Below are 24,438 nucleotides of genomic sequence, written 5' to 3'. Positions count from 1 at the left end.
CCGGACCCTCGCGGACGAGAGGAACCGGTGGGCCGCTCCGCTCAGGGACGGCGGGACTTCAGGTCGCCTATGAAGGCGGTCCAGGAGGCGGCCGGGAAGCAGAGGGTGTCCCCTTGCGGGGCCTTGCTGTCACGGACGGGGACGAGGCCGGGGAGGCCGTCGGCCACCTCCACGCAGTCGCCCCCTTCCTGATTGCTGTAGCTGCTCTTGCGCCACACGGCGACGCTCAGATCGGGACGGGACGTTCGCTCCACGGTGGTTGTCCTCCCTCACGGATCGGATCATGTCGAGCGACATGAGCGGGGGCAGAGCTGCCGCCCGCAGCCGATCGTAGGTCAGCGCGAGACTCGCGACCTCGTCCGGTTCTTCGACGAGTTGGCCGTGGTGCGCGCCTTCCGTGTAGGCGACCTCACTGCCGTCCGGCATGGTGAGGACCGTCAACGAGCCGCCCATGACTTCGTGCTCCCCCTGGTCGAACGGCAGCACCTGCACGGTGATGTGAGGTTCGGTCCCCGCAGCGAGCAACCGCGTCAACTGGTCGCGCATGACCGGCAGCCCGCCGACCGGGCGCCGGAGCACCGCCTCGTCGAGCACGACCCACAGCTCCGGCCGGTCCGGTGTGCTGAGGCGTTCCTGTCGTCCCATACGGAGGGCGACCCGCTCCCTCAACTGGTCCTCGCTGCTGAGCGTTCGGCCGACTTTGAGCACAGCCCGCGCGTAGTCCTCCGTCTGCAACAGACCCGGCACCACATGGGCCGCGTACTGACGAATGGCCACCGCCCGCTCCGAGTACTCCATGAACGTCCGCGACCAGTCCGGAAAGGCCTCCCGGTACACGTACGGCCACAGCTCCACGAGGAGATCGTCCGCACCGAGCGCCGCATCCAGCGCCCGGGCCAGTTCCAGCGTCGGCTTCGCCCCCGACGCCCGCTCGATCTGCGTGATCCGGGTGCTCACCACGTGGACCAGCGCGCCGAGTTCGGCCTGGGTGAGCCCGGCCGCCGTCCGCAGTCTCCGCACCCGCGCGCCGAACAGCGCGGCCATCGACGCACTGGGGTCAATTCCGTTGGCCAAAGCGTCACTTCCGTTCCTTATGGCCTGAAAGGTAAGCCTGCTCCCCCTGTCGAGCGTAGGCCGGAATGACGAATCCTGACCACGGAACGTGACAGAACGCTTACGGAGAAGGACGGAACACGCCGTGCTCACAGGAACGATCGCCCAGGACCGGGAACTGCCGACGGCCACCGCACAGTTCCCCTCCTCGCCCCACGGCGCGCGGCTCGCCCGGCGGTTCGCCGTCCGGAGCCTGGAAGGGTGGGGGCACCCACCGGCGTCGGACGTGTCGTGCACGCTCGCCCTCGTCGTCGGGGAGCTGGCGGCGAACGCCGTGTGCCACGGCCGTGTCCCCGGCCGGGACTTCGGTCTGCGGCTCGTGCTCGACGAGACGGCGGGCCTGGTCCGCGCCGAGGTCGCGGACGCCGCCGCGGACAAGCGGCCTCCCCTGGCCACCCCCGTGGTGCCGCCCGAGGGAGAGTCCGGCCGGGGTCTGCTGCTGGTGGACGTCCTGGCCGAGCGCTGGGGCTGGGAACCCCGGGAGCCCGTGGGCAAGACGGTATGGGCGGAGTGCGCCCTGGGCGGCCCCGGGACACTGCGGGAGGGGGTGTGAGAGAGCCCGGCGCACACGACCGGCCGGAGGTGCGGGTGAGTGCCGTCGCGCCGGCGGTGAGTACCGGTACTCATGCCGGGGCACGGCCCTGCCGGTCACTCTGGTGATCACCGATCCGTACCGGCTCGAAGGGCCTCCCATGCCGACCTCTGCCCGCTTCCGCCCGCGGCGGCTCCTCGCCCTCGCCACGGACAGCCTGCCCGCCCGTGCCTACCTCGGCCTCGTCGCCCTCGGCGTCGTGGTGCTCTTCCTCGCCCCGGACAGTCCGTACGCCATGGCGCCGGCGCTGCTCACCGCGCCGCTCTCCTTCCTGCCCGTGGTCCTGCCCTTCGGGGCCGGTACGGCGGGGGGCGGGGCGGCCGAGGTGGCGGCGGCCGTGCTGTACGGCGGGTGGCTGCTGCTGTGTGCCCTGGTGAACGCCGCCGCGTTCGGCGCGCTCGCCCGCAGGCCGGACCGGGCGCCCGCGGCGCGCCCGCGGCGGACGCTGCTCGCGGCCGCCGTCGACAACTGGCCCGCACGGGCCTACGTCGCCGTGGTCGCGGCGGCCCTGGGCACCTTCCTGTACGCCGTGCTGCTGTCGCCGGACCCCGGGTTCGCGGGCATCTGGCCCCTCATCGCGGCGGCACCGCTCAGCTTCCTCGCCGTGGCGGTGTCGGCGCCCGCCGAGTACTCGCTCCCCTGGCTGGGCACGCTGGTCTTCTCCGTCGGCGTGGCCCTGGCCGGGCTGGTCAACGCCGTGCTCATCGGACGCCTCGCCCGCAGGATCGGGGGCCCGCCGAGCCGCGGCTAGCCGCGTGCCCGGTCGTTCGCCAGCCTCCGCCGCTCCCAGCGGTTCGGGTGGCGGACGACCACGCCCGCCATGCCGCCCGAGCCGGTGACGCGGATCAGGGGGGTGCCCGGGAGGCGGTCGGGGGTGGTGGTGTCCTTCAGGCCGCCGATGCCGGGGTCCAGGGCGCCGGTGTCGGCCGCCCAGCCGTCGGGGACGACGAGCGTGACGCCGGCCGCCTCGCCGTACGCCTCCACGGTGACCTCGGGCAGCCGGCACTCGGCGCGGCTGAAGTCGAGCTTCACGCCGCCCAGCCCGCCGCGGGCGATCACATGCGCGGGGACGTCCCAGCGGCCGGGGCCGCGGGACGCTCCCTGGAGGCCGCCCTTGACCTCCAGCGACGGCAGGTCGGCGGGCGCCGGCGGCCTCGGCAGGTCCGCGGTGAGGGCGTCCAGCTCGGCGTAGGTCTTCGCGGTCAGCGCCCGCTCCAGCCGCTCGTCCAGCTCGTCGAGGTCGATGCGCCCCTCGGCGGCCGCGTCGCGCAGCTGCTCCACCACCGCCTCGCGGTCGTCGTGGGAGGCGCGCAGGCCGCCTCGGTCGTCGTCACGGGGGGCCGGCTCGGCTGTCATGTCCCCAAGAATAGGCGGGCCCGGCGGGGCGGAGGCGGACATGAGAGAGCCCGGCCCCGCGACCGGCCGCACGGGCCGGCCTCCGGGCCGGGCTGGGCTCCCTTACGGCGTGCGCCCGGCCGGCGCCGCCGCTCGCGCGCGAGGACGCCTACGCGTCGTCGTCGGGCTTGTCCGCGTCGTTGATCTCCTGCTCCAGGCCGAGCTGCTCGACGAGCCACTTGTCGAACTCGATGGCGGCCCGCACCCAGCTGACCGTCGAGGAGACGAAGTGCTCGAGGCTGACGCCCATGCCGATCAGCATCTGCGCCTCACCGATGAGACGGACCGTGCCGTCGTCATGGGTGTGCGTGTACACCTTGGGCCACAGCGTGCGCCGGTTCCAGTCGTCGACGGACTCGAGCAGCTGGGGCTTCTCGTCGATCTGGTGCGGCCGGTCGTAGAACGTCCGGACGGAGAAGATCTGCTGGTCGCCTTCCCCACGGAACATGAAGTACGTGCGGAACTGCTCCCACGGCGCCGCGAGGTCACCCTCGTCGTCGACGACGTACTTGAGCTCCATCTGGTCGAGGAGCTGCTTCACGAGGTCCTGATCCGGGACGACGGGGCCCGCCGGTCCTTGGGGCTGCGGCTCGGGCTGCTGGCCCCCGAAATTCGGAATCGAGGACGGGTCGATGGTCACCGTGAATTTCCCTTCGTACGGATCCCGCCATCCTCCCCCATGCGGGGAGGGGGGTGGCAAGCCCCGACGGGCCTGTCAGCCGAGGGCTGACTCGATCCGGTCAGGTCCTGGGTACCCGTAAAGGCTCCGGGCCCAACGTGCGCGCGGAAGATCCGCACGTCACGCCGGGCCCGGGAACCGGAACCGGAACTCAGAGTGTCTTGCCCGTGGCGGGGCCGACGATCAGCCCGTCGCCGACCCGGTCCACCCGGACCGTGTCGCCGTCCTTGATCTCGCCGGACAGGATCTCCTTGGCGAGCCGGTCGCCGATCGAGGTCTGCACCAGGCGGCGCAGCGGCCGCGCGCCGTACGCCGGGTCCAGGCCCTCCTCGGCCAGCCACTGAAGCGCCTCGGGCGTGATGTCCAGGGCGAGCCGCCGCTCGGCGAGCCGCCGGCCGAGCGCCTTGATCTGGAGCGCTGCGATCCGCTCCAGCTCGGCCTTGGTGAGCGCGGAGAAGACGACCAGGTCGTCCAGGCGGTTGAGGAACTCCGGCTTGAACGACGCCCGGACCACCTCCAGCACCTGCTCCCGCTTCTCCTCCTCGGAGCTGAGCGGGTCGACCAGGTACTGGCTGCCCAGGTTGGACGTCAGCACCAGGATGGTGTTGCGGAAGTCCACCGTGCGGCCCTGGCCGTCGGTGAGACGGCCGTCGTCGAGCACCTGGAGCAGGATGTCGAAGACCTCCGGGTGCGCCTTCTCCACCTCGTCGAGCAGCACCACGCTGTACGGCCGGCGCCGCACCGCCTCGGTGAGCTGGCCGCCCTCCTCGTAGCCGACGTAGCCGGGGGGCGCGCCGACCAGCCGGGCGACGCTGTGCTTCTCGCTGTACTCCGACATGTCGATGCGGACCATCGCCCGCTCGTCGTCGAAGAGGAAGTCCGCGAGCGCCTTGGCCAGCTCGGTCTTGCCGACACCGGTCGGGCCGAGGAACAGGAAGGAGCCGGTGGGCCGGTCCGGGTCGGACACCCCGGCCCGCGAGCGCCGCACGGCGTCGGAGACGGCGCGCACGGCCTCGGTCTGCCCGATCAGCCGCTTGCCGATCTCGTCCTCCATGCGCAGCAGCTTCTGCGTCTCGCCCTCCATCAGACGGCCGGCCGGGATACCGGTCCAGGAGGCGACGACGTCGGCGATGTCGTCGGCGCCGACCTCCTCCTTGACCATGGTGTCCTTGGCGACCTCTTCCTCGGCCTCGGAGGCGGCCTCCAGGTCGCGTTCGACGGCCGGGATCTCGCCGTAGAGCAGCTTGGACGCGGTGTCGAAGTCGCCGTCGCGCTGGGCGCGTTCGGCCTGGCCGCGCAGCTCGTCCAGCTTCTCCTTCAGCTCACCGACGCGGTTGAGGGACTGCTTCTCCTTCTCCCAGCGGGCGGTGAGGCCGCGCAGCTCCTCCTCCTTGTCGGCGAGGTCGCGGCGCAGCTTCTCCAGACGCTCCTTGGACGCCTGGTCCGTCTCCTTGCTCAGCGCCAGCTCCTCCATCCGCAGCCGGTCCACGGCGCGCTGGAGCTCGTCGATCTCGACGGGCGAGGAGTCGATCTCCATGCGCAGCCGGGAGGCGGCCTCGTCGACCAGGTCGATGGCCTTGTCCGGCAGGAAGCGGGAGGTGATGTACCGGTCGGAGAGGGTGGCCGCGGCGACCAGGGCGCTGTCGGCGATCTGCACCTTGTGGTGCGCCTCGTAACGGCCCTTGAGGCCGCGCAGGATCGCGATGGAGTCCTCGACGGACGGCTCGGCGACCAGCACCTGCTGGAAGCGCCGCTCCAGCGCCGGGTCCTTCTCGATCCGCTCGCGGTACTCGTCCAGCGTGGTCGCGCCGACCATGCGCAGCTCGCCGCGGGCGAGCATCGGCTTCAGCATGTTGCCGGCGTCCATGGCGGAGTCGCCGCCGGCGCCCGCGCCCACGACGGTGTGCAGCTCGTCGATGAACGTGATGATCTGCCCGTCGGAATCCTTGATCTCCGCGAGCACGGTCTTCAGCCGCTCCTCGAACTCGCCGCGGTACTTGGCGCCCGCGACCATCGCGCCCAGGTCGAGCGCGACCAGCCGCTTGTTCTTCAGCGACTCGGGCACGTCGCCCTTGACGATCCGCTGGGCGAGGCCCTCGACGACGGCGGTCTTGCCGACGCCCGGCTCACCGATCAGCACGGGGTTGTTCTTGGTACGGCGGCTCAGCACCTGCACCACCCGCCGGATCTCCTGGTCCCGTCCGATGACGGGGTCCAGCCTGCCCTCGCGGGCGGCGGCGGTCAGGTCGGTGCCGAACTTCTCGAGGGCCTTGTACTGGCCCTCCGGGTCGGGAGTGGTCACCCGGCGCGCTCCCCTCGCCTTCTGGAAGGCCTCCTGCAGCTTGTCCGCGGTGGCGCCCTGCCGGGACAGTACCTCCCCGGTGGCCCCGCCCTTGGCGGCGATGCCGATCAGCAGGTGTTCGGTGGACAGGTACTCGTCGCCGAGGTCCTGGGCGCGGGACTGGGCGTCCGCGACGACGGCGAGCAGCTCACGGCTCGGCTGGGGCGGCGCCACCGTGGATCCGGTGACGCTGGGCAGCCCGGCGAGGACGCGCTCGGCCCCGGCGCGTACGGCGGCCTGGTCGGCGTCGACCGCGGCGAGCAGGTCCGTGATGTTCTCGTTCTCCTGCCCGGCGAGCAGGGCAAGCAGCAGGTGCGCGGGGGTGAGGTCGGGGTGCCCCTCGGTCACGGCCCGGTTGCCGGCGGCGGCCAGTGCGTCCCGGCTCCGGTTGGTCAGCTCGGCGTCCACGTGTCCGTTCTCCTCCTTGGTGCCCTTCGTGACCCTCGGCGTGTTCGTGGCTGACTCTGCCAACGTCCACAAACTTGAGTCTATTCCACTCAAGGTGCTTCCCGCGAGTGTCCCAGGGCTAAGTTCCGGGGCATGACCCTCACGTATTCGGTGGATCCGGGCGATCCGGACGCTTCGTATCTCAGCTTCTGGCGCGAGCGGCACCTGTGCACGCTGACCACGCTCCGTCCGGACGGCACGCCGCATCTGGTACCCGTCGGGGTCACCTACGACCCGGAACAGCTGCTCGCCCGGGTGATCACCAACCGGACCAGCGCGAAGGTCCGCCACATCCGGGCGGCGGGGGACGAGGGCGCGCCCGTCGCGGTCTGCCAGGTGGACGGCAGACGGTGGGCGACGCTGGAGGGACGCGCGCGGGTGCGCACGGAGCCGGAGCGCGTCCAGGACGCGGTGCGGCGGTACGCGGAGCGGTACGGGCGGACGCCGGGGCCCAACCCGGACCGGGTGGTCATCGAGATCGCGCTCACGCGGGCGATGGGGCGCGGCTGACACGTGTGCCTGAGGGCGCCTGAGGGCGCCTTGACGCGCACCGCGCAGCGACGGCTTCCGGCCATCACCCGATCCCGCCGATACCCGGAAATGTCCCCCAAAGCTGCAGCGGCGTCACCGTGTTCAGGTCACGGTGACGCCGCTGCGGGGGGAAGCACCTGCGCGATCTTTTACGACGGGGGAATCGCGTCAGGCACTGCGGGGGGTGGCCGAGATGGTCCGGGGGGGCTGGGAGTCGGGCTCCACCTGCCGGTGGTCCCGCTGGTCCAGGTTCACAAAGATCATGCCGTACCGGATGGCACACCGGACGGGCTTCGGCGCTCCCCTGGGCCGGCGCAGGCACCGGTACGCCCGCACGTCGTCGTCCTCCTCGCGGGTGACGACCACGGGCTCACCGAAGACGGTCACCATCAACGAGTCACCGCTGTGGGGGATGGCGGTGACCAGGTCGATGAAGTGCCATCCGGACCGGTAGGCGGTCGCCATCTCGCGCCGGAAGGAACGATCGTCGGGTGGCGTGGTCATCTCTCAGCCCCAACTGCTGTCGTCAGTGGTGCGGGGAGCCACAGGACCCCAGCTGCTGTCCGGGGGCAGGGCCGTCCCCGTCGCGATCGCTCCCCAGCTGCTGTCAGCCCGGACGTCACCCTCCGCGCCGGCCAGGCCACTCAGCACTCCGAAGGCCATGACGGCGGAGAAGGCGGCGACAAGTACCGAGCGAAGCGTTCTCTTGTGCATGGTCGGCTTCGTCCTCACTCGAAAGTCACCCTTCCCCCGTCACATAAGACGATGGCTCATTCGGGCACGTCATGGCCACACAATCGGTGCATCATGTTCCTGCATGTTCAGGACCCTGGGGGGTGGAGATTTGACTACAAATCGGACCAACGGCGCACATCCCCATGCGGTGACCGAATTGTGCGAGGCCGGGAGCAGGTTGTACGGCGACGCCCTCCGCGCGGGCCGCATCCCGCGCGCGGACGTGGAACCCGCTCCCTGCCTCATGGAACTGGCCCTGCTGCACCCCGATCCGGACGACCCGAACTGGCTGCGGCCGGTGTCGCCGGCCGTGGCACTCGCCCAGCGGCTCAATCCCCTGGAGCGGGAAATCACGGAACGCCGGCGGATGTCGATCGAACTCGCCGACGCGTTCGAGCCGTTCATGGCCCTCAGCGCCCAGGCGACCATGAGCACCGAGTCGATGACCGTGCTGGAGGGGTTCGACCGGATCAACGCCGCTCTCGACCTGGCCACCTCCCAGTGCCGCTCCGAGATGCTGACCGTGCAGCCCGGCGGCCGCCGCCTGGAGCACACCCTGGCCCAGGCGCTGGAGCGCGACCGGCAGATGACCGAGCGGGGGGTGCGCATCCGGACCCTTTACCAGCACACCGCCCGGCACAGCCCCGAGACGCTCGCCTACGTGGCGCGGTTCGACACCGCGAAGGTGGAGTACCGCACCATCGACGAACTGGTGGAGCGGCTGATCATCTGCGACGAGACCGTCGCCTTCATCCCCATCCGCGAGGACCGGCAGGTGGCCCTGGAGCTGCGCCACCCGGGCCTGGTGCGCTACCTCATCAAGGTCTTCGAGTTCATGTGGACCCGAGCGGTCTCGCTCGACGCGGGCGCCCCCTACGAGCCGGCGCCGGACGGTCTCACGGAGGTGCAGCACTCCATCGCCAAGCTCCTCGTGGAGGGCCACGTGGACGAGGCCATCGCCCGCCGGCTCGGCATGAACGTCCGCACCTGCCGGGCCCACATAGCCAAGCTGGCCGCCACCCTGGGCAGCGGCAGCCGGGCCCAGCTGGGCTACCTCATCGCCCAGTCCGGGATCCTCGACGAGGACGGCGGCCCCCGGTGACCGGCGCGCCGCACGCGGAGCACGGAGCGGACGAGCTGTGCCCGGAGGGGACCGGGCTGTACGAGCGGGCCCTGCGTGAGGGCCGGCTGGACGCGGGCGAGGCCCAGGCGGCCCCCTGCGCGGTCGACCTGGGCCTGCTGCGGCCCGCCGTGGACGACCGGGACACCCTGGAGCCGCTGCCCCCGGCGGTCGCCCTGCAACGGCTGCTGCGCCGCTCCGGGGAGCGCATCGCGGCGGAACGGCGCCGCGAGGAATGGCTGGCCGAGACCTTCCACGCGCTCATGCGCACCGGTGACGGGCCGCACGGCGAGGCGAGCACGCCCATGCTCTCGCTGCTCAGCGGCCTGGACCGGATCAACGGCGCCATCGCGCAGGCGCTGGCGGAAGGCACCCGGGAAGTCCTCTGCGTCCAGCCGCCGAACCACTACCAGACGTCCGAGTACGCGAGGACGGCCCAGGCCGCGGCCATGGTCCGCGACCAGCAGTTCCTCGACCGCGGCGGCAGGATCCGGGTGATCTACCCGCACACGCAGCGGCACATCCCCCTGGTCGTCGCCCGGTACGAGCGGCTGAGGGGCGACGCCCAGGCCCGCACCATGGACGAGGTCACCGGCCGCATGATCATCGTGGACCGGACGGTCGCCTTCATCCCCGGTGACGACGAGGGGCACTCCGACATCGCGCTGGAGATCCGGCACCCGGCGGTCGTCGACTACCTGGTGAACATGTTCGACCGCTTCTGGCGCCTCGCCACCCCCATGCACCCCCAGACCGTCCAGCCGCCCTCCCTGGGCGGTGTCACGGCCCGGCAGCGGGCCATCGCGCGGCTGCTGGTCGAGGGGCACACCGACGCCGTCATCGCCGACCGGCTGGGCATGAACATCCGCACCGCGCGCGTCCACATCGCCAAGCTCGCCGCCACCCTGGGCAGCCAGAGCCGGGCCCAGCTCGGCTACCTCATCGGGCAGTCCGGGATTCTCGACCGGACAGAGTGACCGCGGGGCCCCGGGGCTTGTCCAGACCCGCCTGTGCGATCCGCACCCCCAACTGCGTGCGGCTCGCGGCCCCCAGCGTCTCCGAGAGGCGGGCGATGTGCGCCCGGCAGGTGCGGACGCTGATGCCGAGGCGTTCGGCGATGACCGCGTCCTGGTGGCCCTCCGCGAGGAGCGCGGCGATGGACTGCTCGCGGTGCGAGATGCCCTCGATGCCCGTGTCGGGGAGCGGCGCGGTCAGCGGGATGGCGAGCCGCCACAGCCGCTCGAAGACGGTGCCCAGATACTCCACCAGCGCCGGATGGCGCAGCTCCAGCGCCATCGTGCGCTCGGCGTTGGCGGGGATGAAGGCGACCGTGCGGTCGAAGAGGATGAGCCGCTCGATGACCTCGTCCAGCGTGCGCGCCTCCACCGCGTCGCCCATCAGCTCCAGATAGCTGAGCAGCCCGTGCCCGTGCCGGGCGACATGGGTGTACAGGTCCCGCATCCGCACGCCCCGCCCGCGCAGCGCCATCGCCCGGTGCAGGCCCTCCGACAGCTCCGCCTCACGCCGGATGCCGCCGGGCTGGACGGTGAGCACCTCGGTGGTGCACGCCTGCGTCGCCTCGTCCATCGCGGCCTGGATACGGGCCAGCCCGTCCAGCACACGGATCGCGGGGCCCTCCGACGATCCGCCCGCGGCCGGCACCTGGCGGCCGAGACCGGCGTACCACTCGAAGGCGGCGACCGCCGAGCCGACCCGGCGCTGACTCGCCCTCACCTCGTCGTACATGCCGCGCAGCAGCCGGGTCATGACCTCCTGCGGGGAGGTGGGGACCAGCCAGTCCATGTCGTCCGGGTCGGGGTGCAGCAGGGCCAGCTCCAGCAGGCAGGGCACCCGCTCGGCCTCCCGGCGCGGCAGCCGTCCGCGCCGTACGGCCCGGGAGTACACGCGGTCCCCGGCCTCGCACAGTCGGTCAGCACCGTGCGGATGCTCGTCGGCCCCGTGCCCGGCCATCGCCCATCCCACCCCCGGTTCAGCGTCTTTCCGCAGCGCAACTATGCGCGGCCGGAACCTGCTGTGCAACACGGGACAGGCCGCCGTGCCGGGCCGGGGACCGGCCGGTGGCCGGATTCGTACGGGGGTTACTTGAGCCCGATCTCCGCGCACGCGTCCTTGAACTCGCCGGTGCAGATGTCGGACACCTCGTAGAAGCCGTCGGCGAGGACGGTGTCCTCGAGGTTGTCCTGGGTCAGCGCGACCACCGGCACCAGCTGCGCCGGGATGTCCTGGTCGGTGGGGCTGTCGACGCGGTCGCGGGTGAGCGCGTCGAACTGGATGTCCCGGCCCTGGACCTTCGCCACGGCCATCTCCGCGGCGTTCTCGGCCTCTTCGGGGTAGGACTTGTAGACGCTCATGTACTGCTCACCGGTCACGATGCGCTGCACGGCGGCGAGTTCCGCGTCCTGGCCGGTGATGGGCGGCAGCTTGGTGACGCCGGCGGCGCGCAGCGCCTTGACGATGCCGCCCGCCATGCCGTCGTTGGCGGAGTAGACGCCCTCGATGTTCTCCACACCGATCTCGCCGATCGCCTCGGCCATGTTCTTCTCGGCGTTCTTGGGGTCCCAGTCCTTGGTGTCGAAGGACTTGGCGATGGTGACCTTGCCCTTGAGCTCGGACAGCGCGCCGGCCTTGAACTGCTTGGCGTTGGGGTCGGTGGACGAGCCGTTCATCATCACGACCTTGTCGGTGATGGACAGGTCGCCGCCGAGCGCCTCCAGCAGGGAGCGTCCCTGCACCTCGCCGACCAGGGCGTTGTCGAAGGAGATGTAGGCGTCGATCGGGCCCTCGGCGAGCCGGTCGTAGGCGATGACCGGGATGCCGGCCTCCTTGGCCTTGGTGACGCTCTCCGCGATGCCGTGCGAGTCCACCGCGTCCAGCACGATGACGTCGACCTGCTTGTCGATCATGCGCTGCATCTGGGAGGCCTGCTTGTCGGCGTCCGCCTCGGCGTTGGCGTACTGGACCTTGCCCTTGTTGTCCGTGAGCGCCTCCACCTTCTTCTTGAAGATGGGGTAGTCGAACTGCTCGTAGCGCGTGTTGGCCTTCTCCGGGAGGAGCAGGCCCACCGTGATGTCGTCGCCCTTGGCGGGGCTGGCGTCGTCGCTGCTGCCCGTCGCGTCGAGCATGCCGCAGCCTGCGAGCGTGACGGACATGGAGACGGCGGCCACGGATATGGCGATACGACGCATGCGAGGGCTCACTTCAGGTGCGTTTTGGACGTGGGCACAGCTTTGCGGCCCATGTGACTGAAAAGCCAACGCTTCGGCGTCCATCGCGTCAAGAGGCAGCCACTTAACGAGATGGACACGACACGGGGCGCTGAACTCGTGAAAGTCCTGCGGACGGACCGCGAGGATCACCTGGACACGCAGGCATACCATAGCCACAGGTGTGGTCGTGCATAAGAGAAGGGGCCCGAGGGTTCGGCGAACCCACGGGCCCCTTCTCGGCGAAGTCGGCCTCGCGCGCGCGTCAGTCGGACTGCTGCTGGCGCTTGGGGCGCCAGACCACCAGCGCGCTGGTCTGCTGCACCTCCTGGTAGGGCACCAGGTCACGGCGGTACGAGGCGTGCACGGCGGCCTCGCGCTGACGCATGGCCGCCGCCGCGCCGTCGAGCGCGTCCTCCAGTTCGGCCACACGGGCCTGGAGGGCGGCGACCTGGTTCTCCAGTTCGATGATGCGCTTGATTCCGGCCAGGTTGATGCCCTCGTCCTGCGACAACTGCTGCACCTGACGGAGCAGTTCGATGTCACGGGCCGAGTAGCGACGGCCCCGGCCGGCCGTACGGTCCGGCGACACGAGTCCCAGACGGTCGTACTGACGCAGCGTCTGCGGGTGCAGCCCGGAGAGCTGGGCCGCCACCGAGATGACGTAGACCGGGGTGTCCTGGGTCAGTTCGTACGGGTTGCGTCGACGGCCGTCCATCGCATCAAGCTCCCTTCGCGGCCTGGAACAGCTCCGCCCGCGGATCCTGGTCCGCGGTTGCCTCGCGATACGCCTCAAGGGCGTCACGAGCCTTCCCCGACAGGTCCTTGGGAACACTCACCTCGACGGTGACCAGCAGATCACCGCGGGTGCCGTCCTTGCGGACCGCTCCCTTGCCGCGGGCGCGCAGGGTGCGCCCGTTGGGCGTGCCCGGCGGCAGCTTCAGCGTGACCGGCGGACCGCCCAGCGTCGGGACCCGGATCTCGCCCCCGAGGGCCGCCTCGGGGTACGTCACCGGCACCGTGACCGTCAGGTTGTCGTCCTTGCGGCCGAACACCGGGTGGGCGCCGACGTGCACGACGACATACAGGTCGCCCGCGGGGCCGCCCCGCTCGCCGGGCGCCCCCTTGCCGCGCAGCCGGATCCGCTGGCCGTCGCTGACCCCCGCGGGGATGCGCACCTGCATCGTCCGCGAGGACTTGGCCCGCCCGCTGCCCTTGCAGACCTCGCAGGGCTCCTCCGCGATCAGGCCGCGGCCCTTGCAGTCCGGGCAGGGGTCGGTCAGCGAGAAGCCGCCGCCGGAGCCCCGCGCCACCTGTCCGGTGCCGACGCAGGTCGGGCACACGCGCGGTGTGCCGTTCTTGTCGCCGGTGCCCGAACAGGCCTTGCAGGGCGACTGCGACGACATCCGCAGCGGGACGGTCGCGCCCTCGATCGCCTCGGTGAAGCTGAGCGTCACCTCGGACTCGATGTCCTGGCCCCGGCGCGGCTGGGTCCGTGTGGTCCCCGGGCCGCCCCGGTTGAACAGGCCCCCGAAGACGTCACCGAGCCCGCCGCCGAAGCCGCCCGCCTGGCCGCCGGCCTGACCCCCGAAGAGGTCGCCGAGGTCGAAGTTGAAGGTGCCGCCGCCCGCGCCCGGCCCCGGACGGAACCCTCCGTTGCCGAAGAGGGCGCGCGCCTCGTCGTACTCCTTGCGCTTCTTGGGGTCGCCGAGGACGTCGTTCGCCTCGGAGATCTCCTTGAACCGCTCCTCCGCCTTGGCGTTCCCCTTGTTGGCGTCCGGGTGGTACTCGCGGGCGAGCTTCCGGTACGCCTTCTTGATCTCGGCCTCGGTGGCGTCCTTGGGGACGCCGAGGACCTTGTAGTAGTCCTTCTCGATGAAGTCCTTGGTGCTCATCCCCGACGTCCCTCCTTCCCTGCGTCAGCTGTAACGTCAGCCCTCCTCCGGGCCACCGTTCTCCTTGTTCTCCCCGTCGGCCTGCGCCTCGGCGCCCTCCTCGGCCGGCTTGGCCGTCTGCGCGCCGGGCTGCGGCTCGGCGACGGCCACCCGCGCGGGGCGGATGGTGCGCTCGCCGATGCGGTACCCCGGCTGCAGAATCGCCACGCACGTCGTCTCGGTGACGTCCGGCGCGTAGGAGTGCATCAGGGCCTCGTGGATCGTCGGGTCGAAGGGCTCGCCCTCCTTGCCGAACTGCTGGAGGCCCAGCTTGGCCGCCGTGGTCTCCAGCGACTCGGCGACCGACTTGAAGCCGCCCACCAGCTCGCCGTGCTCACGGGCCCGGCCGATGTCGTCGAGCACCGGGAGCAGTTCGGTCAGGAGATTCGCCACGGCGGTCTCCTTCACGGCTGCCCGGTCCCGCTCGACACGGCGGCGGTAGTTCTGGAACTCGGCCTGGAGGCGCTGGAGGTCCCCCGTGCGCTCGCTGAGCGCGCTGCGGGCCTGGTCCAGCTGGGCCACCAGAGCCGCGTTCTGCTCGGTGTCCCCGGCCGGGGCCGCCTCTTCCTCCGGGGAGGGAGCGGCGGCCTGCGGCTCGGCGTCGTCGGACGGTGCGCCGGAAGGGACATCGGGCTGCTGCTCGTCGAAGCCCGGGGTCTCTTCCGTCACGCCGCACCGTCCTTCCGGTCCTCGTCGACGATCTCGGCGTCGACGACGTCGTCGTCGGCCTTGGCCTCACCGGCGCCGGCGGAGGCGCCGCCCGCGGCCTGCGCGCCCTGGGCGTCGGCGTACATCGCCTGGCCCAGCTTCTGCGAGACGGCGGCGACCTTCTCGGTGGCCGTGCGGATCTCGGCGGTGTCCTCGCCCTTGAGCTTCTCCTTCAGCTCGGCGACGGCGGCCTCGACCTCGGTCTTGATCTCGCCGGGCACCTTGTCCGCGTTGTCCGTGAGGAACTTCTCGGTCTGGTAGACGAGCTGCTCGCCCTGGTTGCGGGTCTCGGCGGCCTCGCGGCGGGCGTGGTCCTCCTCCGCGTACTTCTCGGCCTCCTGGCGCATCCGCTCGACCTCGTCCTTCGGGAGCGACGAACCGCCGGTGACGGTCATCTTCTGCTCCTTGCCGGTGCCGAGGTCCTTCGCCGTGACGTGCATGATGCCGTTGGCGTCGATGTCGAAGGAGACCTCGATCTGCGGGACGCCACGCGGCGCCGGCGGCAGACCGGTCAGCTCGAACATGCCGAGCTTCTTGTTGTAGGCCGCGATCTCGCGCTCGCCCTGGTAGACCTGGATCTGCACCGACGGCTGGTTGTCCTCGGCCGTCGTGAAGATCTCGGAGCGCTTGGTCGGGATCGTGGTGTTGCGCTCGATCAGCTTGGTCATGATGCCGCCCTTGGTCTCGATGCCGAGGGACAGCGGGGTGACGTCGAGCAGGAGGACGTCCTTGACCTCGCCCTTGAGGACACCGGCCTGGAGCGCGGCGCCGATGGAGACGACCTCGTCCGGGTTGACGCCCTTGTTGGCCTCCTTGCCGCCGGTCAGGTCCTTGACCAGTTCGGCGACGGCGGGCATACGGGTCGAACCGCCGACCAGGACGACGTGGTCGATCTCGCTGACGGAGATGCCGGCGTCCTTGATCACGTTGTTGAACGGGGTCTTGCAGCGCTCGAGCAGGTCCGCGGTCAGCTGCTGGAACTGGGCGCGGGTCAGCTTCTCGTCGAGGTGCAGGGGGCCCTCGGCGGAGGCGGTGATGTAGGGGAGGTTGATCGAGGTCTCGGTGGACGAGGACAGCTCGATCTTCGCCTTCTCGGCGGCCTCGCGCAGACGCTGAAGCGCCATCTTGTCCTTGGCCAGGTCCACGCCGTGACCGGCCTGGAACTGCTTGACCAGGTAGTCGACGACGCGCTGGTCCCAGTCGTCACCACCGAGGTTGTTGTCACCGTTGGTGGCCTTCACCTCGACGACACCGTCGCCGATCTCCAGGAGGGAGACGTCGAAGGTACCGCCACCGAGGTCGAAGACGAGGATCGTCTGGTCGTCCTTGTCGAGGCCGTACGCCAGGGCGGCGGCCGTCGGCTCGTTGACGATGCGCAGCACGTTCAGACCGGCGATCTCGCCGGCCTCCTTGGTCGCCTGGCGCTCGGCGTCGTTGAAGTACGCCGGGACGGTGATGACCGCGTCGGTCACCTTCTCGCCCAGGTAGGCCTCGGCGTCCCGCTTCAGCTTCTGCAGCACGAAGGCGCTGATCTGCTGCGGGTTGAAGTCCTTGCCGTCCAGGTTGATCTTCCAGTCGGTGCCCATGTGGCGCTTGACCGACCGGATGGTCCTGTCGACGTTGGTCACGGCCTGGCGCTTGGCCACCTCACCGACCAGCACCTCACCGTTCTTGGCGAAGGCGACGACGGAAGGCGTGGTCCTGGCGCCCTCGGCGTTGGTGATGACGGTGGGCTCGCCGCCCTCCAGAACGCTGACGACGGAGTTAGTCGTGCCCAGGTCGATGCCGACCGCACGTGCCATTTCGATTCCTCCAGCTGACTTGAGTGGAACAGACTCAAGCATGCATGACGGCCGCCGCCGGGTCAACAGAGCTGAGTCGAGCAGGCTCAACTCTTATCCGCTCCTTACACGCAACCGCTCGCTGACCTGCGACGACGCACTGGCGACACGTTGACGCGGACGGAAAACAGGGGTGACGGGACGCCGCACCAGCACCAGGACGAGCACCGCGGCGGCCGCCGCGACCCACCATGCCGCCCCCGGGGACAGCCTGCCGGTGTGCACGCACACCGCGACCAGCGCCCCTCCCGCGGACCCGGCGCCCAGCAGCACGGGCACCGCGCGGGGCGCGAGGCCCAGCCGCCGCAGCCGGTGCCCGAGGTGGTCGGGGCGCCCACGGGTCACCGCCCGGCGGTCGAGCCGCCGCCCGAGTACCACCAGGGCGGCGTCCGCACACCCGATCGCCGCCAGCGCGTACAGCACGGCCGCTCCCGCGCCGATTCCCTGCCCGGCCCGCACGAACACCGCCGACGAGGCCAGCACGAAGCCGGTGAACAGCGCGCCGGCCGCCCCCAGGCCCGCCCGTGCGGGGAACCAGTTGTGCAGCAGGAACCCGGCGAGGGCGGCGGCCAGCACGCCCAGCAGCGCGGCCAGGCCGTCCATCAGCTCGGCCGTGGCGCACGCGGCGGCCCCGAACGCGCCCACCGCGCCGACCGTGCCGGCCAGCCCGTCGGCGTGGTCCAGCGCCCGGAAGGCGGCGGTCGCGACGACGATCCAGCCCACGGCCGCCACCCCCGCGGCCACGCCGGTCTCCTCGTACGGCACGACGAAGGCCGCGGCGACCGCCGTACCGGCCGGCGTGACCCACCACCGCAGCCGCCGGAGGTCGGCGGCCAGCCCGAGCAGGGCGACACAGCCGGCGGCCACGGCCATCCGGCCCACCCCGGCGCCGAGGGGCAGCAGACCGGCGGCGTCGGCGCCTGTCGCGACCAGGACGGTGGCGAGCGCGACGGCCGTTCCCCCGGACAGCGGCAGGGGCCGGCGCCGCCTGCGGTCGGTGATCCCGAGACGCAGGGCGGGGACCCGCAGCACCCCGGTGAGGAGGGCGGAGAGCAGCAGTGTGGCGGCGGCGGCGGCGATCCCGTAGAGCACGGATATAAGTTAGGGGCGTATCGACCGATTTGGCGCGAATAACACGATCGGATCCCGGACGCCATCCGGGGCGTGCCACACGCCGCCCGCATAGGCAACCCTCAGCGATTCAGATCACCCCGCGCCCGGCTACAGTGCGGCCTGAGATGGGGGTAGTCTCAGACGGACTGCATAAGTTACCGCTTAGTAATCTCGGGGAAGCCGGACGGGAGCCGGACGGCACACCCCGGTGAACCCCCCGACAAACCGCCCCCTGAACCCCTCGCAGGCCCGAGGAGCCCCCATGCAACTCGCCGCGATCATCGTGTCGCTGGTCCTGACCGTGGTCGGCGTCGCGCTGCTCGCACGCGCGATCGGCCAGTTCGTCCGGTACTTCAAGCTGGGCCAGCCGGTCCCGGCCGGCACCCGGACCGACAACCCCTACCAGCGCAGTGTGACCCTGGTGCGGGAGTTCCTCGGCCACACCCGCATGAACAGGTGGGGCGTCGTCGGCATCGCCCACTGGTTCGTCGCCGTCGGCTTCCTGACCCTGCCGCCGACGCTCGCCCAGGCCTTCGGCCAGCTCTTCCAGGCCGACTGGGTGCTGCCGGTCATCGGCGGCTTCCTGCCGTTCGAGATGTACATCGAGTTCATCGGCGTCATGACGGTCCTGGGCATCGCGGTGCTGATCGTGATCCGTCTGCTCAGCCTGCCGTCCCGGCCCGGCCGCAAGTCCCGCTTCGCCGGCTCCAAGGCCGGCCAGGCGTACTTCGTCGAGTACGTGATCCTCACCATCGGCCTCGCCATCTACGTGCTGCGCGGCCTCGAGGGCGCCCTGCACCACGTCGACAGCTACGAGGCGGCGTACTTCGCGTCGTACCCGCTGGTGCAGGCCTTCGACGGGCTGTCCGTCGGGACGCTGCAGAACCTGGTCTACCTGGCCGCCATGATCAAGATCGGGACGTCGTTCGTCTGGATGATCGTCGTCTCGCTCAACACCAACATGGGTGTGGCCTGGCACCGCTTCCTCGCCTTCCCGAACATCTGGTTCAAGCGCGACGCCCGCGGTGAGACCGCCCTCGGCGCCCTGCAGCCGATGACCTCCGGCGGCAAGCCGATCGACTTCACCGACCCCGGTGACGACGACGTCTTCGGCGTCTCCCAGGTCGAGCAGTTCTCCTGGAAGGGCCTGCTCGACTTCTCCACCTGCACCGAGTGCGGCCGCTGCCAGTCGCAGTGCCCCGCCTGGAACACCGGCAAGCCGCTCTCCCCGAAGCTGCTGATCATGTCGCTGCGCGACCACGCGCACGCCAAGGCCCCGTACCTGCTGGCCGGCGGCGGCAAGACCATGGAGGGCGAGGAGAAGGCCTCCGAGGAGCAGCTCAAGGACGTGCCCGCCGCCGCCCTCGCCGAGGCCGAGCGGCCGCTGATCGGCACCGCCGAGGAGAACGGCGTCATCGACCCGGACGTCCTGTGGTCCTGCACCACCTGCGGCGCCTGCGTCGAGCAGTGCCCGGTGGACATCGAGCACGTCGACCACATCGTCGACATGCGCCGCTACCAGGTGATGATCGAGTCGGCGTTCCCGTCCGAGGCGGGCACGATGCTCAAGAACCTGGAGAAGAAGGGCAACCCCTGGGGCCTGGCGAAGAAGCAGCGCCTGGAGTGGCTCAAGGAGGTCGACTTCGAGGTCCCGGTCGTCGGCAAGGACATCGAGGACCTGTCCGAGGTCGAGTACCTGTACTGGGTCGGCTGCGCCGGCGCCCTGGAGGACCGCGCCAAGAAGACCACCAAGGCCTTCGCGGAGCTGCTGCACATCGCGGGCGTCAAGTTCGCGATCATGGGCGGCGACGAGAAGTGCACCGGTGACTCCGCCCGCCGCCTCGGCAACGAGCCCCTGTTCCAGGAGCTCGGCATGGAGAACGTCATGTCCCTCAACGCCGCCTTCGGCGAGGAGATGGACGACGACGGCAAGGTGACCGAGGAGTCGCGGAAGCCGAAGTCGGCGAAGAAGATCGTCGCCACCTGCCCGCACTGCCTCAACACCCTCGGCAACGAGTACCCGCAGCTCGGCGGCGACTACGAGGTCATCCACCACACGCAGCTGCTGCAGCACCTGGTGGACGAGGGCAAGCTGATCCCGGTCACCCCGGTCGAGGGGCTCATCACCTACCACGACCCGTGCTACCTGGGCCGCCACAACAAGATCTACACGCCTCCGCGCGAGATCATCGGCAAGGTCCCGGGCCTGCGCAACGAGGAGATGCACCGCCACAAGGAGCGCGGCTTCTGCTGCGGCGCCGGCGGCGCCCGGATGTGGATGGAGGAGCGGATCGGCAAGCGCATCAACAACGAGCGCGTCGACGAGGCCCTGTCCCTGAACCCGGACATCATCTCCACCGCCTGCCCGTTCTGCCTGGTCATGCTGACCGACTCGGTCAACGGCAAGAAGAACGAAGGCAAGGCCAAGGAGTCGACCCAGGTCGTCGACGTCGCCCAGCTCCTCCTGGAGTCGGTCAAGACGCCGATCGACCCGGCGGGCGAGGAGGAGCAGGAACCGGCTCCTGAGCCGGAGCCCGTGAAGTAGGACGCAGCGGGTCGAAGGGGCCGCCCCGAGGGGCGGCCCCTTCGGCGTTCCTCAGCCGGCGCGGGCCTCGGGCCCGTACGGGACCGGGGGGAGGGCGGCCGAGAGTTCCGTGCGGCGGGTGATGCCGAGTTTGCGGTAGGCCGCCGTCAGGTGGGTCTCCACCGTGCGGCGGGCCAGGTGGAGGGACGCCGCGATCTCCGCGTTGGTACGGCCCTCGGCCGCCAGGCCGGCTATGCGGCGTTCGCTGTCCGTCAGGGCGGCCGGACCCGTGCGGGGAGCGCCGGGGCGACGGGCGCCGCCCTCGTGGAGGAGGTCCTCCGCCACGCCGCGCAGCCGCACCGCGCCGAGCCGCTCCGCGTGTTCCACCGCCTCGTGCAGCACCTCCCGCGCTTGGGAGCGCTCCCGAAAGGCGAGCAGCAGCCTGCCGTGCGCGATCAGCGCGGCGATCAGCTCGGCCCCGCCCGGCGTCCCCCGCAGCAGTCCGACCGCCCGCGCCGTGAGCCGCAGGCCCCGCCGGCCGCCCGTCGCCTCGCCCAGCATCCGCAGCGCCCGGCCCCGCACCCGCGCGGTGCCCCACGCCTCGGCGAGCCGTGTCTCCTCCTCCGCCAGCTCCAGCGCCTCGCGCGGCCTGCCCAGCGCGAGCAGGCACTCGGCGGCGCCCACCCGCCACGGCGACTGCACGGACAGGTGCGCCTCGCGGGACGCCTGGCGCCGCCCGCACTCCAGGAAGTCCTCCAGCGCCTCGGCCGGCTGCCCGGAGGCCGCCCGCAGCACCGCCCGCGCGTACAGGAAGCGGTGGGTGCGCCAGGAGTCCGGGGCGGTCAGCAGGTCGAAGCCGTCCACCAGCCGGGCGGCCTCCTCCCGCCGGCCCGTCTCCACCAGCGCGATCACGGCCTGGGTGTGCGCGCTGGTGGGGCCGGGTCCGGACGACAGGATCCCCGAGGCGCGGGTGCGCGGTTCGGCCAGGACGGCGTCGTAGTCGGCGCGGGCCGCCGCGACGTCCACCCGCATGTCGGTGAGGATGTGGTGCATCGGGTGCAGCAGGAACGACGCCAGCGGGTCGAGCGCCCGCCGGACCAGCTGCTCGGCCTCGTCCAGCTCGTCCGCCCAGTGCGCCACGAGCGCGGCCATGCCGTACAGGAACGGCACGGCGAGCGGGTCGGCCGGGCTCCCGGTGAGCGCCCGGACCCGCTCCATCGCCTCCCGCGAGGAGATCAGCCCCGCCGTCGCCCCGTGCCGCACGGCCAGCAAGCGGTACGCCGCGTCCAGCAGGTCGGGCCCGTCGTCGTCCGGCGCGGGCGGGACCGGCTCGTGGCCGGCGCGCGCCGTGTGCGGGGTGGCGTCGGACAGCAGCACGGTGACCGCGCGCAGCGTCCGCACCAGACCGGGACGCCCCGCCAGCCGCCGCTCCTCCTCCCGCAGCATCCGCCTCGCCGCCACGACGTCCCCGCTGCGGGCCAGCGCCGTGGCCAGGGCGACCGTCGCCCGCACCCGGTCCCGCGAGCCGCCGGGCAGCCGTACGGCCTGGGCAAGCCGGGGCAGCCCGCCGGACGGGTGGGCGGCGCACTCCAGGGAGCCGAGCTGGATCAGGACGGTGGCCCGGCGGACGGGCTCCATCGGCTCGTCCAGGGCGCGCCGCAGGAACGCCACGGCGCAGCGCGGCCGGCCGGCGCGGACCTCCTCGGCCGCCGCGTCGAGCAGCACGTCCACGGCCCACGGCTCGGCCACCGCGGCGCCGTGGTGCAGGTGCCGGGCCACCGCACCGACCGGGGCGCCCTCGCGCATCAGCTCCTCGGCGGCGGCCCGGTGCGCCTCCCTGCGGCGCCCGCTCGTCCAGCCGCTGAGCACGGCGTCCCGCAGCAGCGGGTGGGCGTACCGGTGCAGTCCGTCCGTGTCCCGGCGCAGCAGGCCGAGGCGGGTCATCGCGGTGAGCCAGCCGGTGACCCGGTCCGGGTCGGCCTGCGCCATGCGGGCGACGGTCCGCGCCTGGGCGCCGCGGCGCTCGTCGGGGCAGTACCCCGGGTACCGGTCCCGCCGGGGCCCGGCGCCGTCCCCGGCCGGCTCCGGGGTGCGGGCGGCGGCCGCCTGGTCCGCCTCCCCGCTCTCCAGCACGGCCAGGCAGCGGGCGACCCGCGCCGTGGCCCCGCCCGCGCCGGCCAGCCACCACGAGACGACGTCCGGGTAGGCGCCCGGGTACAGCGCCGCGCAGGTGTCGGGCAGCGCGGCCGGCGAGGACTCCGTCCACGACGACAGGTCGTGCAGCAGGGCCCGCAGCAGCAGCGGGTTGCCCGCCCCCGCGCGCACGCAGTCCGCCACCCGTCCGGGCTCGGCGTCCGGGAACGCGGCCCGCACGAGGTCCGCGGCGGCGCCGTCGCTCAGCGGGGCGAGGGTGTGGGTGTGGACGAGGGCGGGGGACAGCCCGTGGGCCAGCCCGTGGCCGGCCGGGTCGATGTCGTACTGGCTGCGCTCGGTGACCACGAGGAGCACCGGCAGGCCGTCGACGAACCGGGCCGCCTCCGTGAGCCAGCGGCGCGAGGACGCGTCGGCGGCGTGCACGTCGTCGACCGCGACGAACAGCGGGCCCCGTCGCGCGTACGTCTCCAGCAGCCGCCACAGCAGCGCGCCCTGCGTCCTGCGGTGCTCGGCGGGGGACGCGCCGGGCGCCGGGGGCTTCTGGAGGAAGTCCGCGTCGGCGCCGAAGAGCTGCCGGACGACGGCCCAGTCGGCGCCGCCGTCCTCCGGGACGCCGCGCGCCCGCAGCACCCGCATCCCCTGCCCGGCCGCCTGCTCGGCGGCGGCGCTCAGCAGCGCGGTGCGTCCGGTGCCGGTGGCGCCGCGCAGCAGGACGAGCCGGACCGCGCCGGCACGGGCGCGTTCGCCCTGCGCGGCCAGCAGGCGCAGGGCGTCGTCCCGTTCGCTCAGGGGCTCTGCTAACGGCACGGGTTCCTCCTGGGCCGGGCGGATCGTGGGCGGGGGACGGCGTCGCCACGGACACCGGCCCCGGTCTGAAGGACGCGGAAAAGGGCGTACGGGTGCCCCGACGGGCGTACGGGAACGGCCTGTTGAGGCAGAACGTGGAGCTGAGGTGTGAATCCGTGCCGCGGGTATGGACGCGGGGCGGCGGGTCGTGTTCCATGCGCGCAGAACCGTGACCGGGCCACCGAGGGGTGCGCGTCCGCGCGCCCCGATCTCGTGGTGCGTCTCGTGGTTCTCCACGATTGCCCGCGCCCCACCCGCCACAGGAGTGTGGAACCGCAGCGTCGGACGCGGCCGCCCCGGCGGCGGCCGCACGGTCGGGTATGGGGAATCGGTTGCACAACTCGTCGTTGACAGGCCCGGAGACGGCCGCGCCCGCCGGGCCGGGAAGCCGTATCCCCGTGGTGGTCGAGGCCCCGGACCCGATCTCCCGGGCCGGCGCGGCCAGCGAACTGCGCCGCCACCCGGTCATCGACCTGGTGGAGGACGGGCGGCCCGGCCCCGGCACCGTTGCCCTCCTGGTCAACGACCAGCTGGACGAGGGGCTGCTGGCGCGGATGCGCAAGCTGGTCCGCAGCGACGGCAGCCGCGCCGTGCTCGTGGTCGGCGCGATCCGGGAGAGCGAGCTGCTCGACGTCGTCGAGTGCGGCGTCGGCGCGATCGTCTGGCGCCACGAGGCCACCGCGCAGCGGCTGGTGCGCGCGGTCGTCGCGGCCTCGCGGGGCGACGGGGACCTCCCCGGGGACCTGCTGGGCCGGCTCATCAACCGGGTGGGCACGCTGCACCGCACGTCCGCCGGTCACGCCGGCGCCCCCGCGAGCGGGCTGACGGCCCGCGAGGTCGACGTCCTGCGGCTCGTGTCCGAGGGACTGGACACGGGAGAGATCGCAGGGAAGCTCTCGTACTCCGAGCGGACGGTCAAGAACGTGTTGCACGGAATCACCACGCGGCTGCACCTCCGCAACAGGGCGCACGCCGTCGCGTACGCCCTTCGGGAAGGTTACATCTGACCTCCCGGGCACCTGAGTTGGGGCCCCGCGGGCACCCTCTCGTGCCCGCGCGCCCGCCCCGCCGCCGGGCCCCGCGCGGCACGCCCCCGGCACCATCGACGGGGCCCGGCGGTGACGCGTCAGGCGGACCGCGC

Annotated in this window: 21 protein-coding genes; 7 read left to right on the top strand and 14 right to left on the bottom strand. The window is 72.0% G+C overall.

What is annotated here, in order from left to right; genetic code table 11:
* Positions 1–41: 41 nt before the first annotated feature.
* Both ACP7TJ_RS17090 and ACP7TJ_RS17085 read right to left on the bottom strand, forming a co-directional pair.
* Entirely contained in the window at positions 42–167 is a 126-nt protein-coding gene (locus ACP7TJ_RS17090) for a DUF397 domain-containing protein (RefSeq protein ID WP_255303707.1), read from the bottom strand.
* Positions 130–1,044 (bottom strand): helix-turn-helix domain-containing protein, encoded by a 915-nt coding sequence (locus ACP7TJ_RS17085; protein WP_167741221.1) that lies wholly within the window; start codon positions 1,042–1,044, stop codon positions 130–132. Before ACP7TJ_RS17085 ends, ACP7TJ_RS17090 begins: the two co-directional genes overlap by 38 nt.
* Positions 1,045–1,198: 154 nt before the next feature.
* Between ACP7TJ_RS17085 and ACP7TJ_RS17080 the strand changes: the two genes are divergently transcribed.
* Together ACP7TJ_RS17080 and ACP7TJ_RS17075 are read left to right on the top strand one after the other, a co-directional pair.
* Positions 1,199–1,666, top strand: coding sequence for an ATP-binding protein (locus tag ACP7TJ_RS17080; protein WP_427763719.1), 468 nt, complete (start codon positions 1,199–1,201; stop codon positions 1,664–1,666).
* Positions 1,667–1,805: 139 nt separating this feature from the next.
* Positions 1,806–2,456, top strand: coding sequence for an SCO4225 family membrane protein (locus ACP7TJ_RS17075; protein WP_367495625.1), 651 nt, complete (start codon positions 1,806–1,808; stop codon positions 2,454–2,456).
* Here ACP7TJ_RS17075 and ACP7TJ_RS17070 read toward each other — a convergent pair.
* The 3 genes from ACP7TJ_RS17070 to clpB form a co-directional block, all read right to left on the bottom strand.
* Entirely contained in the window at positions 2,453–3,061 is a 609-nt protein-coding gene (locus ACP7TJ_RS17070) for a DUF1707 SHOCT-like domain-containing protein (protein ID WP_189911132.1), read from the bottom strand. The genes ACP7TJ_RS17075 and ACP7TJ_RS17070 overlap by 4 nt on opposite strands.
* A 148-nt stretch (positions 3,062–3,209) precedes the next feature.
* Positions 3,210–3,740, bottom strand: a complete 531-nt coding sequence (locus ACP7TJ_RS17065) for a YbjN domain-containing protein (protein ID WP_048457056.1) — start codon at positions 3,738–3,740, stop codon at positions 3,210–3,212.
* A gap of 190 nt (positions 3,741–3,930) precedes the next feature.
* Positions 3,931–6,528: an ATP-dependent chaperone ClpB gene (gene clpB, locus ACP7TJ_RS17060; RefSeq protein WP_189911133.1), complete on the bottom strand. Its 2,598-nt coding sequence runs from the start codon at positions 6,526–6,528 to the stop codon at positions 3,931–3,933.
* Positions 6,529–6,660: 132 nt separating this feature from the next.
* On the opposite strand from clpB, the gene ACP7TJ_RS17055 reads away from it, so the two are divergent.
* A complete protein-coding gene (locus ACP7TJ_RS17055; protein WP_093764455.1) occupies positions 6,661–7,077 on the top strand; it encodes a pyridoxamine 5'-phosphate oxidase family protein in 417 nt (138 codons plus the stop codon).
* Between the two features lie 189 nt (positions 7,078–7,266).
* Here the strand turns inward: ACP7TJ_RS17055 and ACP7TJ_RS17050 are convergent, their stop codons facing one another.
* Positions 7,267–7,602, bottom strand: a complete 336-nt coding sequence (locus tag ACP7TJ_RS17050) for a hypothetical protein (protein WP_093764454.1) — start codon at positions 7,600–7,602, stop codon at positions 7,267–7,269.
* Positions 7,603–7,915: 313 nt separating this feature from the next.
* Between ACP7TJ_RS17050 and ACP7TJ_RS17045 the strand changes: the two genes are divergently transcribed.
* Positions 7,916–8,935, top strand: coding sequence for a helix-turn-helix domain-containing protein (locus tag ACP7TJ_RS17045; RefSeq protein WP_246532103.1), 1,020 nt, complete (start codon positions 7,916–7,918; stop codon positions 8,933–8,935).
* On the top strand, positions 8,932–9,930 hold the full coding sequence (locus ACP7TJ_RS17040) for a helix-turn-helix domain-containing protein (RefSeq protein WP_093764452.1): 999 nt from the start codon (positions 8,932–8,934) through the stop codon (positions 9,928–9,930). The genes ACP7TJ_RS17045 and ACP7TJ_RS17040 overlap by 4 nt, the downstream gene beginning before the upstream one ends.
* On the opposite strand, the gene ACP7TJ_RS17035 is transcribed toward ACP7TJ_RS17040, so the two are convergent.
* The 7 genes from ACP7TJ_RS17035 to ACP7TJ_RS17005 all read right to left on the bottom strand — a co-directional run bounded on the left by ACP7TJ_RS17035 (position 9,893) and on the right by ACP7TJ_RS17005 (position 17,752).
* Positions 9,893–10,924, bottom strand: a complete 1,032-nt coding sequence (locus tag ACP7TJ_RS17035; RefSeq protein WP_093764451.1) for a helix-turn-helix transcriptional regulator — start codon at positions 10,922–10,924, stop codon at positions 9,893–9,895. The two genes, ACP7TJ_RS17040 and ACP7TJ_RS17035, sit on opposite strands and share 38 nt — an antisense overlap.
* Before the next feature lie 128 nt (positions 10,925–11,052).
* Positions 11,053–12,159, bottom strand: coding sequence for a sugar ABC transporter substrate-binding protein (locus tag ACP7TJ_RS17030; RefSeq protein ID WP_427763715.1), 1,107 nt, complete (start codon positions 12,157–12,159; stop codon positions 11,053–11,055).
* Between the two features lie 283 nt (positions 12,160–12,442).
* On the bottom strand, positions 12,443–12,895 hold the full coding sequence (locus ACP7TJ_RS17025) for a heat shock protein transcriptional repressor HspR (protein ID WP_006134641.1): 453 nt from the start codon (positions 12,893–12,895) through the stop codon (positions 12,443–12,445).
* A gap of 4 nt (positions 12,896–12,899) precedes the next feature.
* Positions 12,900–14,072 carry a molecular chaperone DnaJ gene (gene dnaJ, locus ACP7TJ_RS17020; protein WP_093764449.1) on the bottom strand — a complete coding sequence of 391 codons (1,173 nt, stop codon included), beginning with the start codon at positions 14,070–14,072 and terminating at the stop codon, positions 12,900–12,902.
* 36 nt (positions 14,073–14,108) lie between these two features.
* Positions 14,109–14,780, bottom strand: a complete 672-nt coding sequence (gene grpE / locus ACP7TJ_RS17015; RefSeq protein WP_093764448.1) for a nucleotide exchange factor GrpE — start codon at positions 14,778–14,780, stop codon at positions 14,109–14,111.
* Positions 14,777–16,621, bottom strand: coding sequence for a molecular chaperone DnaK (dnaK, locus tag ACP7TJ_RS17010; RefSeq protein WP_006134637.1), 1,845 nt, complete (start codon positions 16,619–16,621; stop codon positions 14,777–14,779). The genes grpE and dnaK overlap by 4 nt, the downstream gene beginning before the upstream one ends.
* Before the next feature lie 93 nt (positions 16,622–16,714).
* Entirely contained in the window at positions 16,715–17,752 is a 1,038-nt protein-coding gene (locus tag ACP7TJ_RS17005; RefSeq protein ID WP_427763711.1) for an undecaprenyl/decaprenyl-phosphate alpha-N-acetylglucosaminyl 1-phosphate transferase, read from the bottom strand.
* 283 nt (positions 17,753–18,035) lie between these two features.
* On the opposite strand from ACP7TJ_RS17005, the gene ACP7TJ_RS17000 reads away from it, so the two are divergent.
* The gene (locus ACP7TJ_RS17000) at positions 18,036–20,318 is read left to right on the top strand and encodes a (Fe-S)-binding protein (RefSeq protein ID WP_093764446.1); all 2,283 of its coding nucleotides are present in this window, start codon (positions 18,036–18,038) and stop codon (positions 20,316–20,318) included.
* Between the two features lie 51 nt (positions 20,319–20,369).
* Here ACP7TJ_RS17000 and ACP7TJ_RS16995 read toward each other — a convergent pair whose 3' ends face one another.
* Entirely contained in the window at positions 20,370–23,258 is a 2,889-nt protein-coding gene (locus ACP7TJ_RS16995) for an AAA family ATPase (protein ID WP_427763709.1), read from the bottom strand.
* 359 nt (positions 23,259–23,617) lie between these two features.
* On the opposite strand from ACP7TJ_RS16995, the gene ACP7TJ_RS16990 reads away from it, so the two are divergent.
* Entirely contained in the window at positions 23,618–24,304 is a 687-nt protein-coding gene (locus ACP7TJ_RS16990) for a helix-turn-helix transcriptional regulator (RefSeq protein ID WP_093764445.1), read from the top strand.
* The last annotated feature ends 134 nt before the right edge of the window (positions 24,305–24,438 follow it).

This window comes from Streptomyces sp. DSM 41931 (genome assembly GCF_050271085.1).
Lineage (GTDB): Bacteria > Actinomycetota > Actinomycetes > Streptomycetales > Streptomycetaceae > Streptomyces > Streptomyces albogriseolus.
Note: the sequence above shows the minus strand (reverse complement) of the source record. Positions and strands in the feature narration are given on the sequence as shown.

Bases quoted from the DNA above. Each gene is read 5' to 3' on its own strand.
- ACP7TJ_RS17000 (WP_093764446.1), top strand. From the start codon at position 18,036: ATGCAACTCGCCGCGATCATCGTGTCGCTGGTCCTGACCGTGGTCGGC.
- dnaK (WP_006134637.1), bottom strand. From the start codon at position 16,621: ATGGCACGTGCGGTCGGCATCGACCTGGGCACGACTAACTCCGTCGTC.
- ACP7TJ_RS17050 (WP_093764454.1), bottom strand. From the start codon at position 7,602: ATGACCACGCCACCCGACGATCGTTCCTTCCGGCGCGAGATGGCGACC.
- dnaJ (WP_093764449.1), bottom strand. From the start codon at position 14,072: ATGAGCACCAAGGACTTCATCGAGAAGGACTACTACAAGGTCCTCGGC.
- ACP7TJ_RS17085 (WP_167741221.1), bottom strand. From the start codon at position 1,044: ATGGCCGCGCTGTTCGGCGCGCGGGTGCGGAGACTGCGGACGGCGGCC.
- ACP7TJ_RS17075 (WP_367495625.1), top strand. From the start codon at position 1,806: ATGCCGACCTCTGCCCGCTTCCGCCCGCGGCGGCTCCTCGCCCTCGCC.
- ACP7TJ_RS16990 (WP_093764445.1), top strand. From the start codon at position 23,618: ATGGGGAATCGGTTGCACAACTCGTCGTTGACAGGCCCGGAGACGGCC.
- ACP7TJ_RS17025 (WP_006134641.1), bottom strand. From the start codon at position 12,895: ATGGACGGCCGTCGACGCAACCCGTACGAACTGACCCAGGACACCCCG.
- ACP7TJ_RS17030 (WP_427763715.1), bottom strand. From the start codon at position 12,159: ATGCGTCGTATCGCCATATCCGTGGCCGCCGTCTCCATGTCCGTCACG.
- ACP7TJ_RS17055 (WP_093764455.1), top strand. From the start codon at position 6,661: ATGACCCTCACGTATTCGGTGGATCCGGGCGATCCGGACGCTTCGTAT.
- ACP7TJ_RS17045 (WP_246532103.1), top strand. From the start codon at position 7,916: ATGTTCAGGACCCTGGGGGGTGGAGATTTGACTACAAATCGGACCAAC.
- ACP7TJ_RS17070 (WP_189911132.1), bottom strand. From the start codon at position 3,061: ATGACAGCCGAGCCGGCCCCCCGTGACGACGACCGAGGCGGCCTGCGC.
- ACP7TJ_RS17035 (WP_093764451.1), bottom strand. From the start codon at position 10,924: ATGGCCGGGCACGGGGCCGACGAGCATCCGCACGGTGCTGACCGACTG.